Annotated in this window: 18 protein-coding genes; 4 read left to right on the forward strand and 14 right to left on the reverse strand. The window is 31.8% G+C overall.

The window, feature by feature from the left end:
* The first annotated feature begins 107 nt into the window (after window positions 1–107).
* Window positions 108–1,538: a PLP-dependent aminotransferase family protein gene (locus M4L39_RS04995; RefSeq protein WP_277581052.1), complete on the forward strand. Its 1,431-nt coding sequence runs from the start codon at window positions 108–110 to the stop codon at window positions 1,536–1,538.
* 144 nt (window positions 1,539–1,682) lie between these two features.
* Here M4L39_RS04995 and M4L39_RS05000 read toward each other — a convergent pair whose 3' ends face one another.
* From M4L39_RS05000 to M4L39_RS05015, 4 genes are all read right to left on the reverse strand, one after another.
* Entirely contained in the window at window positions 1,683–2,258 is a 576-nt protein-coding gene (locus tag M4L39_RS05000) for a GNAT family N-acetyltransferase (protein ID WP_277581053.1), read from the reverse strand.
* A gap of 98 nt (window positions 2,259–2,356) precedes the next feature.
* Window positions 2,357–2,653 (reverse strand): hypothetical protein, encoded by a 297-nt coding sequence (locus M4L39_RS05005; RefSeq protein ID WP_002508354.1) that lies wholly within the window; start codon window positions 2,651–2,653, stop codon window positions 2,357–2,359.
* Between the two features lie 361 nt (window positions 2,654–3,014).
* On the reverse strand, window positions 3,015–3,227 hold the full coding sequence (locus tag M4L39_RS05010; protein ID WP_069815252.1) for an SA0632 family lipoprotein: 213 nt from the start codon (window positions 3,225–3,227) through the stop codon (window positions 3,015–3,017).
* Between the two features lie 42 nt (window positions 3,228–3,269).
* Window positions 3,270–3,740, reverse strand: coding sequence for a GNAT family N-acetyltransferase (locus M4L39_RS05015; RefSeq protein WP_277581054.1), 471 nt, complete (start codon window positions 3,738–3,740; stop codon window positions 3,270–3,272).
* Window positions 3,741–3,835: 95 nt separating this feature from the next.
* On the opposite strand from M4L39_RS05015, the gene M4L39_RS05020 reads away from it, so the two are divergent.
* Entirely contained in the window at window positions 3,836–4,519 is a 684-nt protein-coding gene (locus tag M4L39_RS05020) for a DUF1129 family protein (protein WP_277581055.1), read from the forward strand.
* Between the two features lie 237 nt (window positions 4,520–4,756).
* Here the strand turns inward: M4L39_RS05020 and M4L39_RS05025 are convergent, their stop codons facing one another.
* From M4L39_RS05025 to M4L39_RS05045, 5 genes are all read right to left on the reverse strand, one after another.
* The gene (locus M4L39_RS05025) at window positions 4,757–5,917 is read right to left on the reverse strand and encodes an MFS transporter (protein WP_277581056.1); all 1,161 of its coding nucleotides are present in this window, start codon (window positions 5,915–5,917) and stop codon (window positions 4,757–4,759) included.
* Between the two features lie 267 nt (window positions 5,918–6,184).
* Complete coding sequence (locus M4L39_RS05030) at window positions 6,185–6,673, reverse strand: DUF456 domain-containing protein (protein ID WP_277581057.1); 489 nt, start codon at window positions 6,671–6,673, stop codon at window positions 6,185–6,187.
* Between the two features lie 6 nt (window positions 6,674–6,679).
* The gene (locus tag M4L39_RS05035; protein ID WP_277581058.1) at window positions 6,680–7,888 is read right to left on the reverse strand and encodes a sugar efflux transporter; all 1,209 of its coding nucleotides are present in this window, start codon (window positions 7,886–7,888) and stop codon (window positions 6,680–6,682) included.
* A 95-nt stretch (window positions 7,889–7,983) separates the two neighbouring features.
* The gene (locus tag M4L39_RS05040; protein ID WP_277581059.1) at window positions 7,984–8,838 is read right to left on the reverse strand and encodes a LysR family transcriptional regulator; all 855 of its coding nucleotides are present in this window, start codon (window positions 8,836–8,838) and stop codon (window positions 7,984–7,986) included.
* A gap of 217 nt (window positions 8,839–9,055) precedes the next feature.
* Window positions 9,056–9,784, reverse strand: coding sequence for a DUF402 domain-containing protein (locus M4L39_RS05045; protein ID WP_277581060.1), 729 nt, complete (start codon window positions 9,782–9,784; stop codon window positions 9,056–9,058).
* Between the two features lie 212 nt (window positions 9,785–9,996).
* Here M4L39_RS05045 and M4L39_RS05050 point away from each other — a divergent pair, with 212 nt between their 5' ends.
* A complete protein-coding gene (locus M4L39_RS05050; protein WP_277581061.1) occupies window positions 9,997–11,109 on the forward strand; it encodes a 5-methyltetrahydropteroyltriglutamate--homocysteine S-methyltransferase in 1,113 nt (370 codons plus the stop codon).
* Window positions 11,110–11,221: 112 nt separating this feature from the next.
* Here the strand turns inward: M4L39_RS05050 and M4L39_RS05055 are convergent, their stop codons facing one another.
* The 4 genes from M4L39_RS05055 to M4L39_RS05070 form a co-directional block, all read right to left on the reverse strand.
* The gene (locus tag M4L39_RS05055) at window positions 11,222–11,722 is read right to left on the reverse strand and encodes a cupin domain-containing protein (RefSeq protein ID WP_277581062.1); all 501 of its coding nucleotides are present in this window, start codon (window positions 11,720–11,722) and stop codon (window positions 11,222–11,224) included.
* Between the two features lies 1 nt (window position 11,723).
* Window positions 11,724–12,440, reverse strand: coding sequence for a YebC/PmpR family DNA-binding transcriptional regulator (locus M4L39_RS05060; protein WP_277581063.1), 717 nt, complete (start codon window positions 12,438–12,440; stop codon window positions 11,724–11,726).
* A 230-nt stretch (window positions 12,441–12,670) separates the two neighbouring features.
* Window positions 12,671–13,027 (reverse strand): transcriptional regulator, SarA/Rot family, encoded by a 357-nt coding sequence (locus M4L39_RS05065; RefSeq protein ID WP_277581064.1) that lies wholly within the window; start codon window positions 13,025–13,027, stop codon window positions 12,671–12,673.
* A gap of 322 nt (window positions 13,028–13,349) precedes the next feature.
* Window positions 13,350–14,009, reverse strand: coding sequence for a Bax inhibitor-1/YccA family protein (locus M4L39_RS05070; RefSeq protein WP_277581065.1), 660 nt, complete (start codon window positions 14,007–14,009; stop codon window positions 13,350–13,352).
* A gap of 440 nt (window positions 14,010–14,449) precedes the next feature.
* Here M4L39_RS05070 and M4L39_RS05075 point away from each other — a divergent pair, with 440 nt between their 5' ends.
* Window positions 14,450–15,265 (forward strand): LysM peptidoglycan-binding domain-containing protein, encoded by an 816-nt coding sequence (locus M4L39_RS05075; protein ID WP_277581066.1) that lies wholly within the window; start codon window positions 14,450–14,452, stop codon window positions 15,263–15,265.
* A 315-nt stretch (window positions 15,266–15,580) separates the two neighbouring features.
* Here M4L39_RS05075 and M4L39_RS05080 read toward each other — a convergent pair whose 3' ends face one another.
* A complete protein-coding gene (locus M4L39_RS05080; RefSeq protein ID WP_277581067.1) occupies window positions 15,581–16,588 on the reverse strand; it encodes an inorganic phosphate transporter in 1,008 nt (335 codons plus the stop codon).
* Window positions 16,589–16,598 lie beyond the last annotated feature (10 nt).

The following is a 16,598-nucleotide window of genomic DNA, read 5'->3' on the forward strand; positions in this document are numbered from 1 at the left end:
CATATGAATATAAAGTCTATAAGTACTATACTATAATAAATCCAAGGAAATCGGGCCAACCAGAAAGCAATTAAAATACCAACCAGATTTTATATAGGAGCGTATATATGTACAAACCCAAATACAAAAAAATCATCGATGATATCATTTCAAAATTAAATGATGAGACATTTGAGCGTGGTATGAAATTGCCATCTCAACGGGAAATGGCAAACTACTATGATGTAAACCGTTCAACTATCATACAAGCTTTAGATATTCTTCAAAGTTACGGAATTATAGAAGGAAAAGAAAGAAGTGGACTTTATCTTTCAGACAACAAGTGGAATACTTATATAAATAGCAATACAAATTGGCAAAAGTATATTAGTAATAGTAGCTCAAAAAACAACCAATACTTTATACAAATGATTAATAAATTAGAGTTTGAATCTGATTTAATTCGTTTAAGCACTGGAGAACTTAGACCAGACTTAATTCCAAACGAAAAATTCAAAGAAATTCTTTCCACAAGTAACAAAGACTTACTTAATACAAACTATGAGCATCCACAAGGTAGTTTGAAATTAAGACAAGCTATATCAAACCATGTAAAAAAATCAGGCATAATATGTAATGAGGATAATATTTGTATCACTTCCGGTGCTTTACAAGGTCTGAAGTTAATTGCTGATGGCTTACTCGTCCCGCAATCCAAAATCATCATAGAAACGCCATCATACATTAATTCTATACGTACTTGGCATAATATTAGAGCAGATATTAAACATATGCCTATTTTTAAAATAAAAAGAAATATTAACAATATTTTTAATGCTGAATCAGAATACAATAATAGTATTTTTTATTGTATTCCTACATTACATAATCCAACCACAAATTCATATACTATAGATGAAAAACAAAAATTAATCACTCAATGTAAAAAAGCCGGGATACCCATTGTAGAAGATGATGTTTATGGCGATTTATATTTTGATGATAAACGACCACTGCCCCTAAAATCTTTTGAAGATAATGATAATATATTATATCTCAATAGCTTGTCAAAAACTGTCAGCCCTGGCTTAAGAATTGGTTGGATTATAGGAAAGCCTTCAGTAGTTCAACATTTAGCTGACTTAAAAATGCAAAATGATTATGGGGCAAGCTCACTTTCACAATACGTTGCTACTGAATGGCTAAATCTACCTTCCTATCATGAACGACATTTAAAAAAATTAAAACAGCAGCTTTTAAAGAATAGAGATGCATTTTTACATTCATTAGAAAAGCACTTAAGTCATCTTGGAACTTGGACAACACCAAAAGGTTCCTTTTATATATGGTTTAAATTAAACGTATCTATTGATATGAAAATATTATTTGACGAAGCTATAAAACACAAACTTTTAATCAATCCTGGAGAAATATATGATACAAAATCTAAAAATTATATACGCTTTTCTTATTCATATATAGATATCAAAGATATAGACAAAGCATTAAAAAAATTAAGTGATCTAATTCAATATCACACATCTACTTCGGTAAATTAAGTCATATTTTTAAAATAAAAGAAGATCTCATCACAAGGTTAAATACTAATGATGAGATCTATTATTTTGAAGAAGTTTATTTACGCCCTAAATTCATGTATATCCACTAACATATTCCGATTAAGTGTTTGCTTCAAATTACATTTAACTACTCGACTTGAATTCTTCATCAACTAACATAGCTAAATTTTTATAATATCGTACATGTCTATTAAGCGGATGATGTTTACTTAATTCTGGATGTTCAAAATAATCATAAATTTCCATCCCTATTTTTTCCATAACTTTGAGTGAAGGTTCATTGTTTTCTGAAGTAAAGGCATAAACCTCATCTAAACCTTGTTGTTTCGCATACTCTAATACCGCTTCTGCCCCTTCAGTAGCTAAGCCATTGCCCCAAACTTCTGGAATAAGTCGCCAACCAATTTCATAAAATGGTAGTTCTTCAAAGGGAAAATCACTCTCTTGTGTCACATAATTTAAACCTATAAAGCCTAACCATCCATTTGTTTCTTTAAGTTCTACAGCAAATAAACCTATGCCATCATCTAATATCATTTCATTCATTTTATTCATATCGTATTCTGAACGTTGATAACTTAATAAGCTCGGAAAGTATCTACGAACTTGTTGATTCGCATTCATTTGTTGGAATGATAATAAGTCTTCCTCTTGCCAGTCTCGTAACCTTAAACGTTCAGTTTCAATATAAACTGTCATATGTTACACCTCTATACTGGAAAAATAATTTTCTATACAAAAGTAACGCGTTATGAGTTTTTTCATATCGCGCTACCGTAATGTTTTTTATAATTTGTTTATGCTCGTGTAATATAGCTAATTAATTCAAGATTAACAGCTACTTCTTTTAAACGATTACGTTCACTTTTTGGTGCAGTAAATGTTGCATCGATAAAATCATTTTTATGGTTTAATTTATAAGTCGCAACGAACGTATCTGTGTCAGATTCAAAGTTAGGTAAATGCGCAATCACGCGTTTAATCTCACCTGTTGAATCTTTTATTTCTCTACCTGTAATATTTTCTAATTCTCTACCTAGTTCTGGTAAAGTAATTGAACGACCTTCTAATAAATTAAAATCTTGTTCATGCATAATGCTTACCTCTCTTTCTATATAGACGATTTATTAATCTACTTCATTCTTACATTTGTCCTATGAAGTGAATATTAATCGACCTATATTCCAAAATTCATATTTTAAAAATTTATTTTTATATTAATCTGTATTATGTTTAATGATACCCATTATACCAATTACTAAAACCATAATACAATGATTTCCTAGGAAATAAAAAATATCATCTGAAATAGCATTAAATGTGATTTCTATATGTTATACAAATAATATTTCATTTTTCCGGAAATTTGTTCGTCAATTTTGTATCAAACCCATTTATTTTTACTATAAATTACACATGGGAATAGTAATGAATAACACCTTAATACCATATGTTTTATGTTTCAGCGTTGATTTCTTTTTCTAAATTTTTCGACTGGTCTTGTAGTTTATCTTGTTCTTTTTCCAGTTTTTCTTTTTCTTTTTTCAAATCTTTATTCTTCTTCTCTAATTTATCTATATCTTTTTCTAAAGAAGCTTTTTCATCATCTTTACCACAAGCAGTTAATGCAATTGTTGATGCTAATATGAGTGCTAAACACTTTTTCATATAAATACTCCTTTTTCATGCAATTATAATAAATTAATTTTATCATTTTTCTCTATTATCTTCATTATTTACCCTTAAATTTTTAGTCATTATGACTTTACTTACATGATAATCCATATTTAGATTTAATTGTTGCATCTGAACATTGTGATTGGCCACTGTACTTTCAATCTTTTGAGCGCCTTGTGATTGTGCCCATGATTCAATTTCATTTTTAAACCGCTTAGCAATCCCTTGCTTACGAAATGCTTCATCAACATATAGCATTTCTATTATTACTTTATTATAATTTTTCAAGTAGCGTGCCCAAATAAAACCTATAAGTTGTTCCTTTTGTGTTTCAAGCCATACTAAATCTGTATCATATTTCAGTCCATGATTTATCATTTCTTCACGTAGTCCAACAGATAAACGACTTTTACTATAATCTTCATTTTGTTTTGCAAGCTCACTTTCATGGATGTTTGCGATTTCAGTGATATATTGCTTTTGTGTAAGTGAAAGTTTCTCCATATTTTCTCCTTTAAAAAGTAATGTTGATTTATAATGTTATATTCGTCATAATAAGCCTTATCATTACATTCTATAAAAAGGACTGCGAAATTCAAATGAAATCTACTGACAAATTAATGCGGGAAAATAATGTAAAAGCTTTGCGATTAAATAATACAGATAGAGATGCATTCGAAAATTACATGACATACGTCCGAGCAGATTTAAGTGTTAATCCTCACGATTCTGAAAAAATGTTAAATCGCATTTTAAATCAATTATTGGAAGCTGAAAAAGAAGGTATACTCGCAATGGATTTCTTTGAACATGATCCTAAATCACACGCCAAAAAGGAACTCAAAAAATTACCGAATGAGACAATTTTAAATATTTTCAAATACATTATTCAACATATCCTCTTGCTATTTGGTATATTTTGTTTTCTCAAAGGATTTATTGGCTTTTTCATTGGTGCGAAGCGATTATATTTATATTCATTTCCTGTTGTCTTACTTGTTGGAATTGGTATCATCTTTCTCTTTATATGGATGATATTCCGAACTGTTCAAATGCAGTGTTTTACAAAGTCACATTGGACATGGATTTTAACGTATATCGTCATTTTATTACTATTATATGCAATATTTTATGTATTTTTTATTCCTCAATCATTTTTAGCATTTGGGCCTTATATATTAATAAGCAATTGGGCCTTTATTATAATCTCATTTGTCGTTATACCTATCGCTCTATTTATTGATCATCATTATATAAATAAAGATACAAATACATCTTTATAATCTTGTTGTTTAAATAATAGTGGCTATTTGGTACAGTGCCTAACCTGTTAATAAAACGCTAGATCTTGTACCAACTAATTTTGCGTACCAACTAGCACCCACTTTCAAAAGTGAAATATTTTAAAACAAAAAGATCTCATCACTAGTTTAAATACTAATGATGAGATCTTTTATTGTGAGCCTGGATAAAATCTATCTTAGACCCTTGATTATATTGTCACGTCATATGCATTGTTATTATGGCGCCATACCTTCTTTTCTTTCCACAGCGATACTAATAAACAAGAACACCAGACCGATTGCAGTCAATATTGGCGCAATTAAACTTAATGATGCTATCGGTAAATTCGTCACGACGACGCCACCAATAAAGGCACCTAACGCATTACCTAAATTAAATGCAGATTGGTTTAAAGTACTTGCAAGCGTAGGCGCATCTTTAGAAATAATCGTACTTTTAAATTGTAATGATGGACTCATACTAAAGCCGATTAAACCAAAGAAGAATATGCCTGCTACCATTAAGAAACCATTCATTTGTATAAAGTATAATAGTAAGAAGTAAACGATAAAGATTGAGAAAATAATTTGTAATGCTTTATTTAAATTCCAATCCGCCAGTTTACCACCTACGACGTTACCTAATGTAACACCTACCCCAAAAATAATTAACAGATACGAAATAAGGTTTTCTTGAACATTTGATACATCAGTCAATACTGTAGAAATATAAGTGAAGTATGCAAACACACTACTAAAACCAAATAATGTCACTGCTAAAGTTAACCACAAACGTTTTTCTTTTAAAATTTGCAATTCTTTTTTCATTGATGATTTTACTGTATCACGTTGCATAGGCACAAAAATAATAATGCCTATAAGTGCTAGTGTTCCTATAATTGAAATAATAATAAACGTCATCGGCCAGCCAAAGTTTTGACCTATTAATGTCCCAAATGGTACACCTAAAATATTACTTAAACTTAATCCCATAAACATTAGTGCCATCGCACTTGCACGTTTCTCTGGCCGCACCATATTCGCAGCTAAAATAGAACCTATCCCAAAGAATGAACCATGAGCCAACGATGTAATGATACGACTTGTCATCATAAATCCATAACTCGTACTAAATGAAGCAGCAAAATTCCCTAATATAAAAATAACCATTAAGGCGAGTAGTAAATATTTTCTATTCCATTTAATCGTCAACATAACTATGATAGGTCCACCGATTGCAACACCTAATGCATAGCCAGTTATCAGTTGTCCTGCCTGACTTACAGTTACATCAAAATCCCGTGCAATATTAGGTAATAATCCCATAATTACAAATTCTGTCATACCTATTGCAAACGCGCCGATTGCAAGCATCCATATAGCAATTGGATATTTCATTTTTGACTCCCTTCCGAAATCATATTTTTTTCACATGTTTGTGATTATACTAAAATACAGTTGCCAAAAACAAGGGAGTTGCTTGATTTTCTTCTGTTTTTCTAAATAATTCGCTTACATTCAATTTAGCTATATTCATTTAATAAATTATTTTACATCATAATACTACTAAGAAAATTAAAAAAGAGTTAGCAATCATCAAATGAAAGTTAAAAGTGTTTAGAACACGCAACTTCCCTTCTTTTGACAATAGCTAACTCGCTAATTTTAATTTATTAGTAATGCATCAATAAAGAACCAAACTACCATGATAAACATGATAATGCCTTGCGCAACAGCACTCGCTAAAAATGCTACGATGGATCCAAAACTTGCTTTTAAAGCTTTTGAAAAGTTAGGTTCTTGTATCATTTCAACGACTAGTACCGCGATAAATGGAATAATAATAATTCCAAATGGTGGAAATACAAAACAACCAACGATTACACCGATAAGTGCTGCATACTCGCTGAGTTTAGAACCACCAAATTTATTTACAAAGTATTTATTCATGATGAAATCTGCTACTAGTATAAACACAGTGAATAAAATCATTGATACATAGAATACCCATGATAAATTACCATTATGAAATGCGAATTGATAAATTAAAAATCCTACCCATAATACAAGCACTGATGGAATAATAGGTTTAATTAAACCTACAAATGCTAAGATGAATGATGCGATAATTAATATCCATAAAATTACTGTCATTTTTATCTACTCCATACTTTCTTCTGTGAATTTTTGATCTTTCGTAAAGTATATTAATATCATACCTAAAAATATAGCTATCGCTGATACAAAGAATACATTACCCAATCCTACCCAGTGACTCATAATACCACCTAATAAGTTTCCGCATAACTGACCTATCACCATCGCGTTAGCAAAAAGTGTAGATGCATATCCTGGAAAATCCGGTAGAATATCTTGGAAATAACTGATGCCTAAACCAAGTAATATTGCTAAGAAAATAGCTAAAAACACTTGGCCTACAAACATCATCACCAAACTTTCGAAAACGCCAATACTAAAGTAAAACAGCCCGCCAAACAGTCCGCCTAACATCAGTAAAACACGCGTCGTGAGTTTCGCTGATAAAACACCTAACACAACCATAAATGGAACTTCTAAACCGGCGCATAGACTGGCTAAGCCACCTACATAACCTTCAGCTTCATTCAAATATTTAGTGACGAACAACGGCATATTCAAAGTATACATCCATTGACCAATATGTAATAAAATAAAGGCTAAAAATGGAACGAATAATGCCTTGTCATGCAACATGTTAGGGGCTTTCGCCTCAACGTGATTCACATCAGTCGCAGTTTGTTTTGTTTTGATATCTTTAAAAAAGAAGATCTGTAACATCAGTGTAAATAAAATAATAGCAACAGTTCCAGTAAATAACCCTGCATAACCATTAACACCTAATAATAAAGCACCGATTAACGGACCAAATAAGAATCCAAATGAAAACATGGAACGCAATACAGCATTAGCAAACTTTGCCCTATCTCTCGAGGCAGAAACGTTGATAGACTCTCTAGCTGAAGCATACATTTGAGGCATTGCAGGCGCGAAAAACCCTTGGAAAAGTGCATACATGACAATGAATATCCATATTTCATGAATATAGAAGTAAATAGAAAAACTAATAGCCCCCATTAACAGTGCTGTAATAATTATGACTTTTCTATTTATATTATGTGTATCAGAAAAACGTGCAACAATCGTGTTCATTATAAATTGACTGATTGCTGCTAATGCTAATAGCAGACCATATTGTGTAGAAGTCATCCCCAAATCATTGGTCGCAAATAAAATGAGATAAGGTACAGTGATTGAAATTCCCATACCTAAAAGCATCATATTGACTACAAATAGTTTGTAATTCTTAATATGTAATAAAGCACTAAACATATAACAAACCTCTATTCTAATATATTAGGTGTCAATCCTTGTAAATACCTTAAATCCGCAATGTATAAATGTCTATGTATTAGCTCTCATCGATGTTATTCAACATATTCCATCATTAAATTGATAAATGACTCTACTTGAGGCAGTTGCAACATGCTAGAATCATAACTTAAAAACGTAGAACGAATCAACGGTTTTCCATCTATATTTACACGTCTAAATTCAAACTGGTCACGGTCTAGATGCTTCATCATGATTTCAGGTAAAATTGTTACACCGACACCATTTAACAACATTTCTTTACACGTGGCCACTTGATCAACAGTAATCATAGCATGATAATCCTGACCTATTTGACTCCCATACCATTCTTTAATTTGGTTAATATAAATTGGATCTGCTTGAAATTCAATAAATGGCATTTTATCAACATCATCGTAACGATTCTTAGGATTAATAAAATAATGCTCATCATTAAATAAATGTGTGTTACTTAAGTTCATAATTTTATTACCACGTATAATCATCACATGATAATCTCTGTGGTTTGCTTTAATTTGTTCACTTGAACCTACTTGAACTTGAATTTCTACATTAGGAAATTGGCGTGTAAATAAGTTTAATACTTGCGGTAATAGAGTTTGTCCAATTAATGAAGAACAACCGATTGAAATCGTACCGTTGACTTCGCCAATGTGCGCTTGCATTTTATCTAAAAACAAGCGCTCTTTGTTCAGCATATCTCTTGCATGCTCTATAATCATTGAGCCTTCTGTTGTGGTAATCAATTGTTTCTTAGTACGTATAAAAACATTTACACCAAAAGCATTTTCAATTGATTTTAAACGTTGTGTTACTGCAGGTTGTGAAATATATAATATTTCTGCTGCTTTCCTTAGTGTTCTTGTTTCATCTAAGGTGGTTAACAAGCGATAATCGTCAATCTTCATATTATCCCCCTATATTATTAAAAGCACTTTTAATCACTTCATTTATTGATTATTATTCATTTTCACAAAACATTTTATAATTTAATTTTAAGCTTAAAATTATATCTATGTTCTTTATCATTTACCGTCTAGCAGTGTCACTATAACACGATTCACATGATACTCATACATCGTTTCACAATACATGTACGATTCAACTAAATAGCTTCACATTACTTTAATGTTCTGGCTCTGAATCTCGACGCGTTGAATGGTTTTGATTGTAATTGTGACTTTGCTGATTGTGGTTTTCATTTTTAATATGCTTATTTGAATGTTTATTGTCTTGTGGCTTGTGCGGTTTGTATTTGTATGGTTTATGTTTCTGCTCATTGTGTTTGTGTTTACCATGTAATGGATGGTTTTGATTTTTTGATTTTTGTTTAATCTTGTAATAACAATACATAATTTTATCTTGCATAGTTGAAAAATCATCTTCAATTTTTATCATTAATTGATGAGCAATAATATATGCTTCGTGATACTGCTTTTTAGTAATTTGTCCTTGATCTAAAGCTCTTTGTAAATCGTCTTCATCTACAAGTTCATATTCGCCATTTGGCAATACAAGTACATCTAAACATAAATCAATTGTACGTGCGTTTCCTTTTTGTGTAACATTCTTAATATTTATATCAAAGTAATATTCTAACGGGTTGCCTTTGTCATCTAGCATCACTGTAATGCTATATCGTTTTTTTTCAGGCAATATTTGTAGCCATTGATAGTTATCGTCCGCAACAATAATATTTTGGCCTACCACTGTCACCTCTAATGGTTCGCGTACTTTTTTCATCGTCACCAAACCAATAATACCCTTGAACTTGTTGTTGTTTACTTTGACTTCTGTATACTCTTTGTCAATGATACGACGCCAGTGACGCTTATCAATATATTTTACTTTCACTGTCACCAACTCCTTGTCATTATTATATAAAACTGTTTACTTTATGTCATCTTATGGATTATACTGAACGTCTTCCAATTTTGTATCACGAATTTAATTATTATTATTGTACTATATTTCATAGTGTAAAAGCGAAATTGACAATTATAATAAAGTTTGATAGATTTTACCTATATTTTTCTGAAAATTCTATAAATAAAGGAGATAGTAACATGACAGTCATTCAAAGACCCTTTAGAGCGGATCATGTCGGTAGTTTATTAAGACCACAACGCCTAAAAGATGCACGTAAAGATTATCAAAATGAAGTCATCGATGCACAAACATTACGAAATATCGAGGACAAAGAAATCGAGCACATCATAGAAAAACAACTAGAAGTAGGTTTACATAGTATCAGTGATGGCGAATTCCGTAGAAGCTGGTGGCATTTCGATTTTTTAGAAAATTTAGATGGCGTCAAAGGCTATACTTCTGATCGTGGTTTAGCATTTGAAGGCGTTGAGACAAGAAATCATAACGTTAAAATTGAGAGTAAAGTCGCTTTTAACCCAAATCATCCACATTTTGAACACTTCAAATTTTTATATGGCAAAGTTAACGGCCGTGCAACAGCAAAAGTATCCATCCCAAGTCCAAACCAACTGTTCCATCCAAATATTTTAAATGAAGACATCTATCCAGATATCGAAGCTTATGCACATGATGTGGCACAGGCTTATCGTGAAAGTTTACTTAAATTTTATGAATTAGGCGCTCGTTACATTCAATTAGATGATGTTTATTGGGCTAACCTAACTTCCGGTTCTCAGAAAACACGTGGCCGTGATCGTACTGAAGCAGACAAAGAAGCAGCCCGTCAACTTGCATATCGCGTTGTAAATAAAGCAGTCCAAGATTTACCCGAAGATCTACTAATTACTACACATATTTGTCGTGGTAATTATCAATCTACTTGGGCAATTTCAGGTGGCTACGAGCCAGTTGCACCTTATTTATTCAAAGAAAATTTAGGTGGCTTTTTCTTAGAATATGATGATGATCGTTCTGGTGATTTTGAGCCATTACGTTTCTTTCCTAAAGAAAATTCAGCAGCTGTATTAGGTCTTTTCACTTCAAAAACAGGAGATTTAGAAGATAAATCTGCTATTCTTGCACGTATTAAAGAAGCTCAACAATATGTTGATTTAGATCAAATTTGTTTAAGTCCACAATGTGGCTTTGCTTCAACAGAAGAAGGCAATAAATTGACTGAAGATGAGCAATGGAAAAAACTAGCTTACGTTGTGGAAATTGCAAATGAAGTCTTTGGAACAGCAAAATAAATATACTTCACCTTCCAGTACGAAATATTAATATTAAAAATGAGAGGCCTATCAGATTCTAAAAATCTGACAGGCCTTTATTCATATCCGGATGCTTTAAATTAGAAATTAATTAATTTCCAACTATATCACTTTCGGATAAAGCATAGCACTCATGAATATTTTTCAAACTTGGAAATTGATTATTTAACCATTCTTTACTAAGTAGTTCAAAATGTTCAAATTCAAATGCAGGTTGGCACATACAGCCAACAAGTGCATAACCATTTTTATCTTCAATTGAAGAAGCAAAAATCGTTCCTTTTGGAACCACATATTGTAAAACATCGCCTGCTTCTAGGTGTTTACCAATCGTCACACATTGATAAATTCCATCTGGATGAATCATGTGCACTGTTAGAGAATCCCCGGCGTGATAATACCATATTTCATCTGCATCAATACGATGAAAATGCGATATATTGTCATGTGTCAATAAGAAGTAAATGCTTGAATATGCTGCTCTTTCATTTAGATCATTTGAATTAGCTGTGATAATCTCTTTATAATAGCCACCTTCTGGATGTGGCTGTAAATCCAATTGGTTAATCCAATACTGAATATTTTTATCCATATTATTTCAAATCCACATTATGAAAAACATTTTGCACATCTTCTAAGTCTTCCAAAGCATCAACTAATGTTTCAAAAGCTTCTTGATCTTCTTCAGATAATTCTATATCTGATTGTGGTAACATCTCAAATTCAGCGACTTTAAATTCTTCAACTCCTGTTTCACGTATAGCGTCTTGAACTTGAGCAAATTGATCTGGTTCAGCGTATATAATAGTTAACCCGTTTTCTTCAATAATATCTCTCACATCGATATCTTTCTCCATCAACGCTTCTAATGTATCATCCGCTGATTTGCCTTCAATGCCAAACACAGCCGTATGATCAAACATATAAGCAACCGAACCAGAAACACCCATATTACCGCCATTTTTACCAAAAGCAGCACGAACGTCTGAAGCAGTTCTATTAACATTATCAGTTAATGCATCTACGATTATCATTGAACCATTTGGACCAAAACCTTCGTATCTTAATTCATCATAGTTTTCTTCGCTCGCGCCTTTAGCTTTTTCTATCGCTCGATCAATAATATGATTCGGTACAGAATAAGTCTTAGCTCTTTCCAAAGTTAATCTTAACGCTTGATTAGATTCCGGGTCTGGTTCACCTGATTTTGCCGCTACATATATTTCTTTACCAAATTTAGCGTAAATTCGACTGGTATTTTTATCCTTTTGAGCTTTTTTCTCTTTAATATTATTCCACTTACGTCCCATACTTTCATCACACTTTCTCGATAAATATTTTTATTAACATGATATATTATACAATAATTTCGCTCTATTACATAGAACTACGTATATAAATGAAGAATAACCCTACCTTGTATATTACATAATAAATAAGACTAGTCATACACAATAGAATTTCATGTGTACGGCTAGCCTTTTTAATCAACTTAAAATATGAATCAATAAGGTACATTTCCTTACTTGGATTATATCTTTTATTTAGTATATGATTCAATTTCATCTAATAACGCTTTGTAATGTGCTGCGTTTTGTTCGGTCATTAATAGATATACTTTACGTTCATCTTCTGTTGAACGTATCTTACTCACTCTATCTTGATCAATCAAACGACGAATTGAAGCAAGCATTTTGGTTCTACTCAAATCCAATTCCGCAGTAGCAACTTTTAAAAATGGCTGCATTAACATAGTTTTTTCACTACAATTTTGCTGAATCAGTTCTAAAACTGCTACATCATTTATCGTCAGTTTGTATTTTTGTTCTATGTAATGCGTTAAAGTTTTATATTTTTTATAAACATTTAAATATTGCGCCTTTTTCTCTTCGTTCATTGCTATCACACCTCCAAATGAAATTATGATGAATTTTTCTGACACCTATTAAAGTAACACTGTTTTATTTTTTATTTTTTTGTTTGAATCAACATACTTTTATCTTTACGCAATTTCGAATAAAATAATTAAATTTGTCAACGCTTTTTTATAAATTTAACTAAATGCTAATTAGACCACTCTTTTTTGATCGTATCATTATTAAAATATTCGTTATATATAAAAATACACCCTTAAAGTTAAATACCAAAATCTACTTTAAGGGTGTTAATATGTTAAATACTTAACTATAAATAAATAAGTTATTTTAACGATAGTTGTTTTATTTTCTAAATTTATTCGCTAGTCTTAAAACATATTTTATAATGTGTAATAAGTTGATGAATAAATTAAAGCCCATTTCTCTTGGTGAGAATTGCCCCCGTTTCATACGGTTAAAGTCGTATAACGTGTACAGTAGGAACAATAATAGACCTACCACAGTAATAATCGTGTGAAATAGAGAGTTTTGAATAAACATACCAATCAAGCTTGCAACAATTAGCGCTACTAATGTTACAAATAAATATTTGCCCATACTTGCGGCGTTTCCAATTACAAAAAAGCCTATAATACCGAATACCATAAACCCTGCAATAGCAAGAATTACATTTTTATAAAATACTTCAGGTCCTAAATTTTGCATATATGTCGTAAATGTTGCGAATGATAGCAGTCCAACTACAATTGCATATATGTGAGATATTACTAGACCGTATTTACGAGCTCTGTTAAAAATAACAGTGATAAGAACTAAACCAAGTAATACGAATGATAAAGGTCTTCTCCATTCTAATGGCAAATATTGTCCGAAGTAACAACCAATGCCAAAAATAATCCAGTAATAGACAAAAAAGAGCCATACTTTTCCATAAGCACGAGACTTAGATTTATCTTTAGACTGTTGTTTGTGGTTATTTACATGTTGTGCCGTTTCAGCCAATTGATTCACTCCTTAACTATTAAAAAATATTTAAATACTTGAATATTATAATAACATTAATAACATACTATAACCTTTCAATAAACGTAATACTTTAACTTTCACTATTTCAAACAATACCAAACATGATCCCCATAATTTTCCAAGTCTCTTTAGCTGAGACTATTTATTTATAATTACAAGCAACTTAATTGTTACAAACACGAAAAAGTTCAATACAATTCTCTCTTTATAATGCCTTATAAACCGCATAATAAACGTCTTAAAGGGACTTAATCCTTTTTCACTCAAATATTAATAATATTACATCTTTATAACAACACCCACAAAACATCTGATTTTTGATAGTATGGAACGTGAATTCAGATTAAAGAAACTATCACATATATTTAATACGTATCTGCTTTTGAGATATATTAGGAATTGAAGGAGGAGTTCTTTTGAAAAAGTTAGCATTTGCAGTAACAGCTGCTTCAGGCGCTGCAGCGGTTATTTCTAATCAAGAAGCCGATGCATCAACACAACATACAGTGAAATCTGGTGAGTCACTTTGGACAATTTCACAACAATATGGTGTTTCAGTAGATGAAATCAAACAAAGTAATGATATCAATAACAATATCGTATTTCCGGGACAAGTTATTGAAATTGGTGGAAGTGGTTCACAAGAACAAGGCTCAAGTTCAAACTCTTCTTCACAATCATCTGGCGGCTCAACGCATACCGTAGAATCTGGTGAGTCATTAAACACAATTGCCAACAATTATGGTGTTTCAGTAGATGAACTTATATCAGCAAACAATTTGAGTGGGTACATAATCTATCCAAATCAAACATTAACAATTCCAGGGGCAACTGGTGGTTCTGGCGGTTCTGGTGGTACAACAACAACACCAAGCCCTAATACAGGTAATTCATCAGCAAGTGATGCTAATCTATACGATTGGGGTCAATGTACATGGCACGTATTCAATCGTAGAGCTGAGACTGGTAAACCAATCAGCACATATTGGTGGAACGCTGATCATTGGGCAAGCAATGCAGCATCAGATGGTTATACTGTAAATAATACACCAAGCGTTGGTTCAATTATGCAAAATTACGAAGGCCCTATTGGTCACGTAGCATATGTAGAACAAGTTAATCCAGATGGTAGTATTTTAATTTCAGAAATGAATTATAATACAGCACCAGGGACAGTGGATTATCGTACAATCCCAGCTTCACAAGCTTCAAGCTATAATTATATTCATTAATTTTTATATTGAATAAAAAGCAGTTAGACTTCTCTTTAGAAATCTAACTGCTTTTTAATTTGAAATATTTTAAACAAGATTACCTTTAATTACGCTCATAAGCTCAATCAGTCGTCTTATGAGCGTATAAACATCTTAACTGTCCCTTTATAACATATCTTATAAAACACTCATAACAGAGTCACTGAAGGCTAAAAATTAAAAGGACACCAAATTATAGAAAAAATAATTTGGTGTCCTTATTTTGAGAATAGACAATCATGTCCAAACTCTTTTTATCTTTCAAACAATAATCATGTGCTATAACATACCTACTTATAAGAAGATATTCATAACGAAATAAACAAGTGCTGCAACAATTGCAGAGATTGGCATTGTGATAACCCATGTAACAATCATACGTTGCGCTGTATTCCATTTCACGCCTTTAATACGATTAGATGAACCTACACCTAAGATAGATGAAGATACAACATGTGTCGTTGATAATGGAAAATGTAATGATGACGCTACAAAGATTGTTAACGCTGATGATAAATCTGCCGCAGCACCATTAGCTGGACGAATTTTCATAATATTGCCACCAACTGTTTTAATGATTTTCCAACCACCAACCGCTGTACCTAAGCCCATTGCAGTGGCACAAGCAATTTTAACCCACAATTGTGGTTCAACACTACCACTTGGTTGCAAATTAGCTACAATTAAAGCTAACGTAATGATTCCCATTGATTTTTGCGCATCGTTCGTACCATGTGAAAATGATTGCAACGACGCAGTAAAAATTTGGAAAAATCTAAAGTTTCTATTTGATTTTGTTAGATTCGCATTTTTAAATACGACTTTAACAATTGAATACATAATGAAACCTACACAAAAAGCAATTACTGGTGATATAAGTAATACAGCAATGATTTTTGTAAAACCTTCATAGTGTAATACGGCAAATGATCCCTGAGATGCAATAGCTGCACCTGCAATGGAACCAATTAACGCATGAGAAGATGAACTCGGTATACCATAAAACCAAGTAAGTAGGTTCCAAAAAATTGCTGCTATGATTGCTGATAGCACAACAACAAGCCCATTTTCTAATTTGAATGGGTCTACAATATCTTTAGTTATTGTACCTGCAACTCCAGTAAAAGCTAATGCACCAATAAAGTTCATAACTGATGCTAATATAATAGCAGTTCTAGGCGTTAAGGCACGAGTTGAAACAGCAGTAGCGACAGCATTGGCTGTATCATGAAAACCATTGATAAAGTCAAATATAAGTGAAAAAATAACGATAGCTACTGTGATGATCAAAATATATTCCATTAGTTAGGAC

This window comes from Staphylococcus equorum (assembly GCF_029531845.1).
Classification (GTDB): Bacteria; Bacillota; Bacilli; order Staphylococcales; family Staphylococcaceae; genus Staphylococcus; species Staphylococcus equorum_C.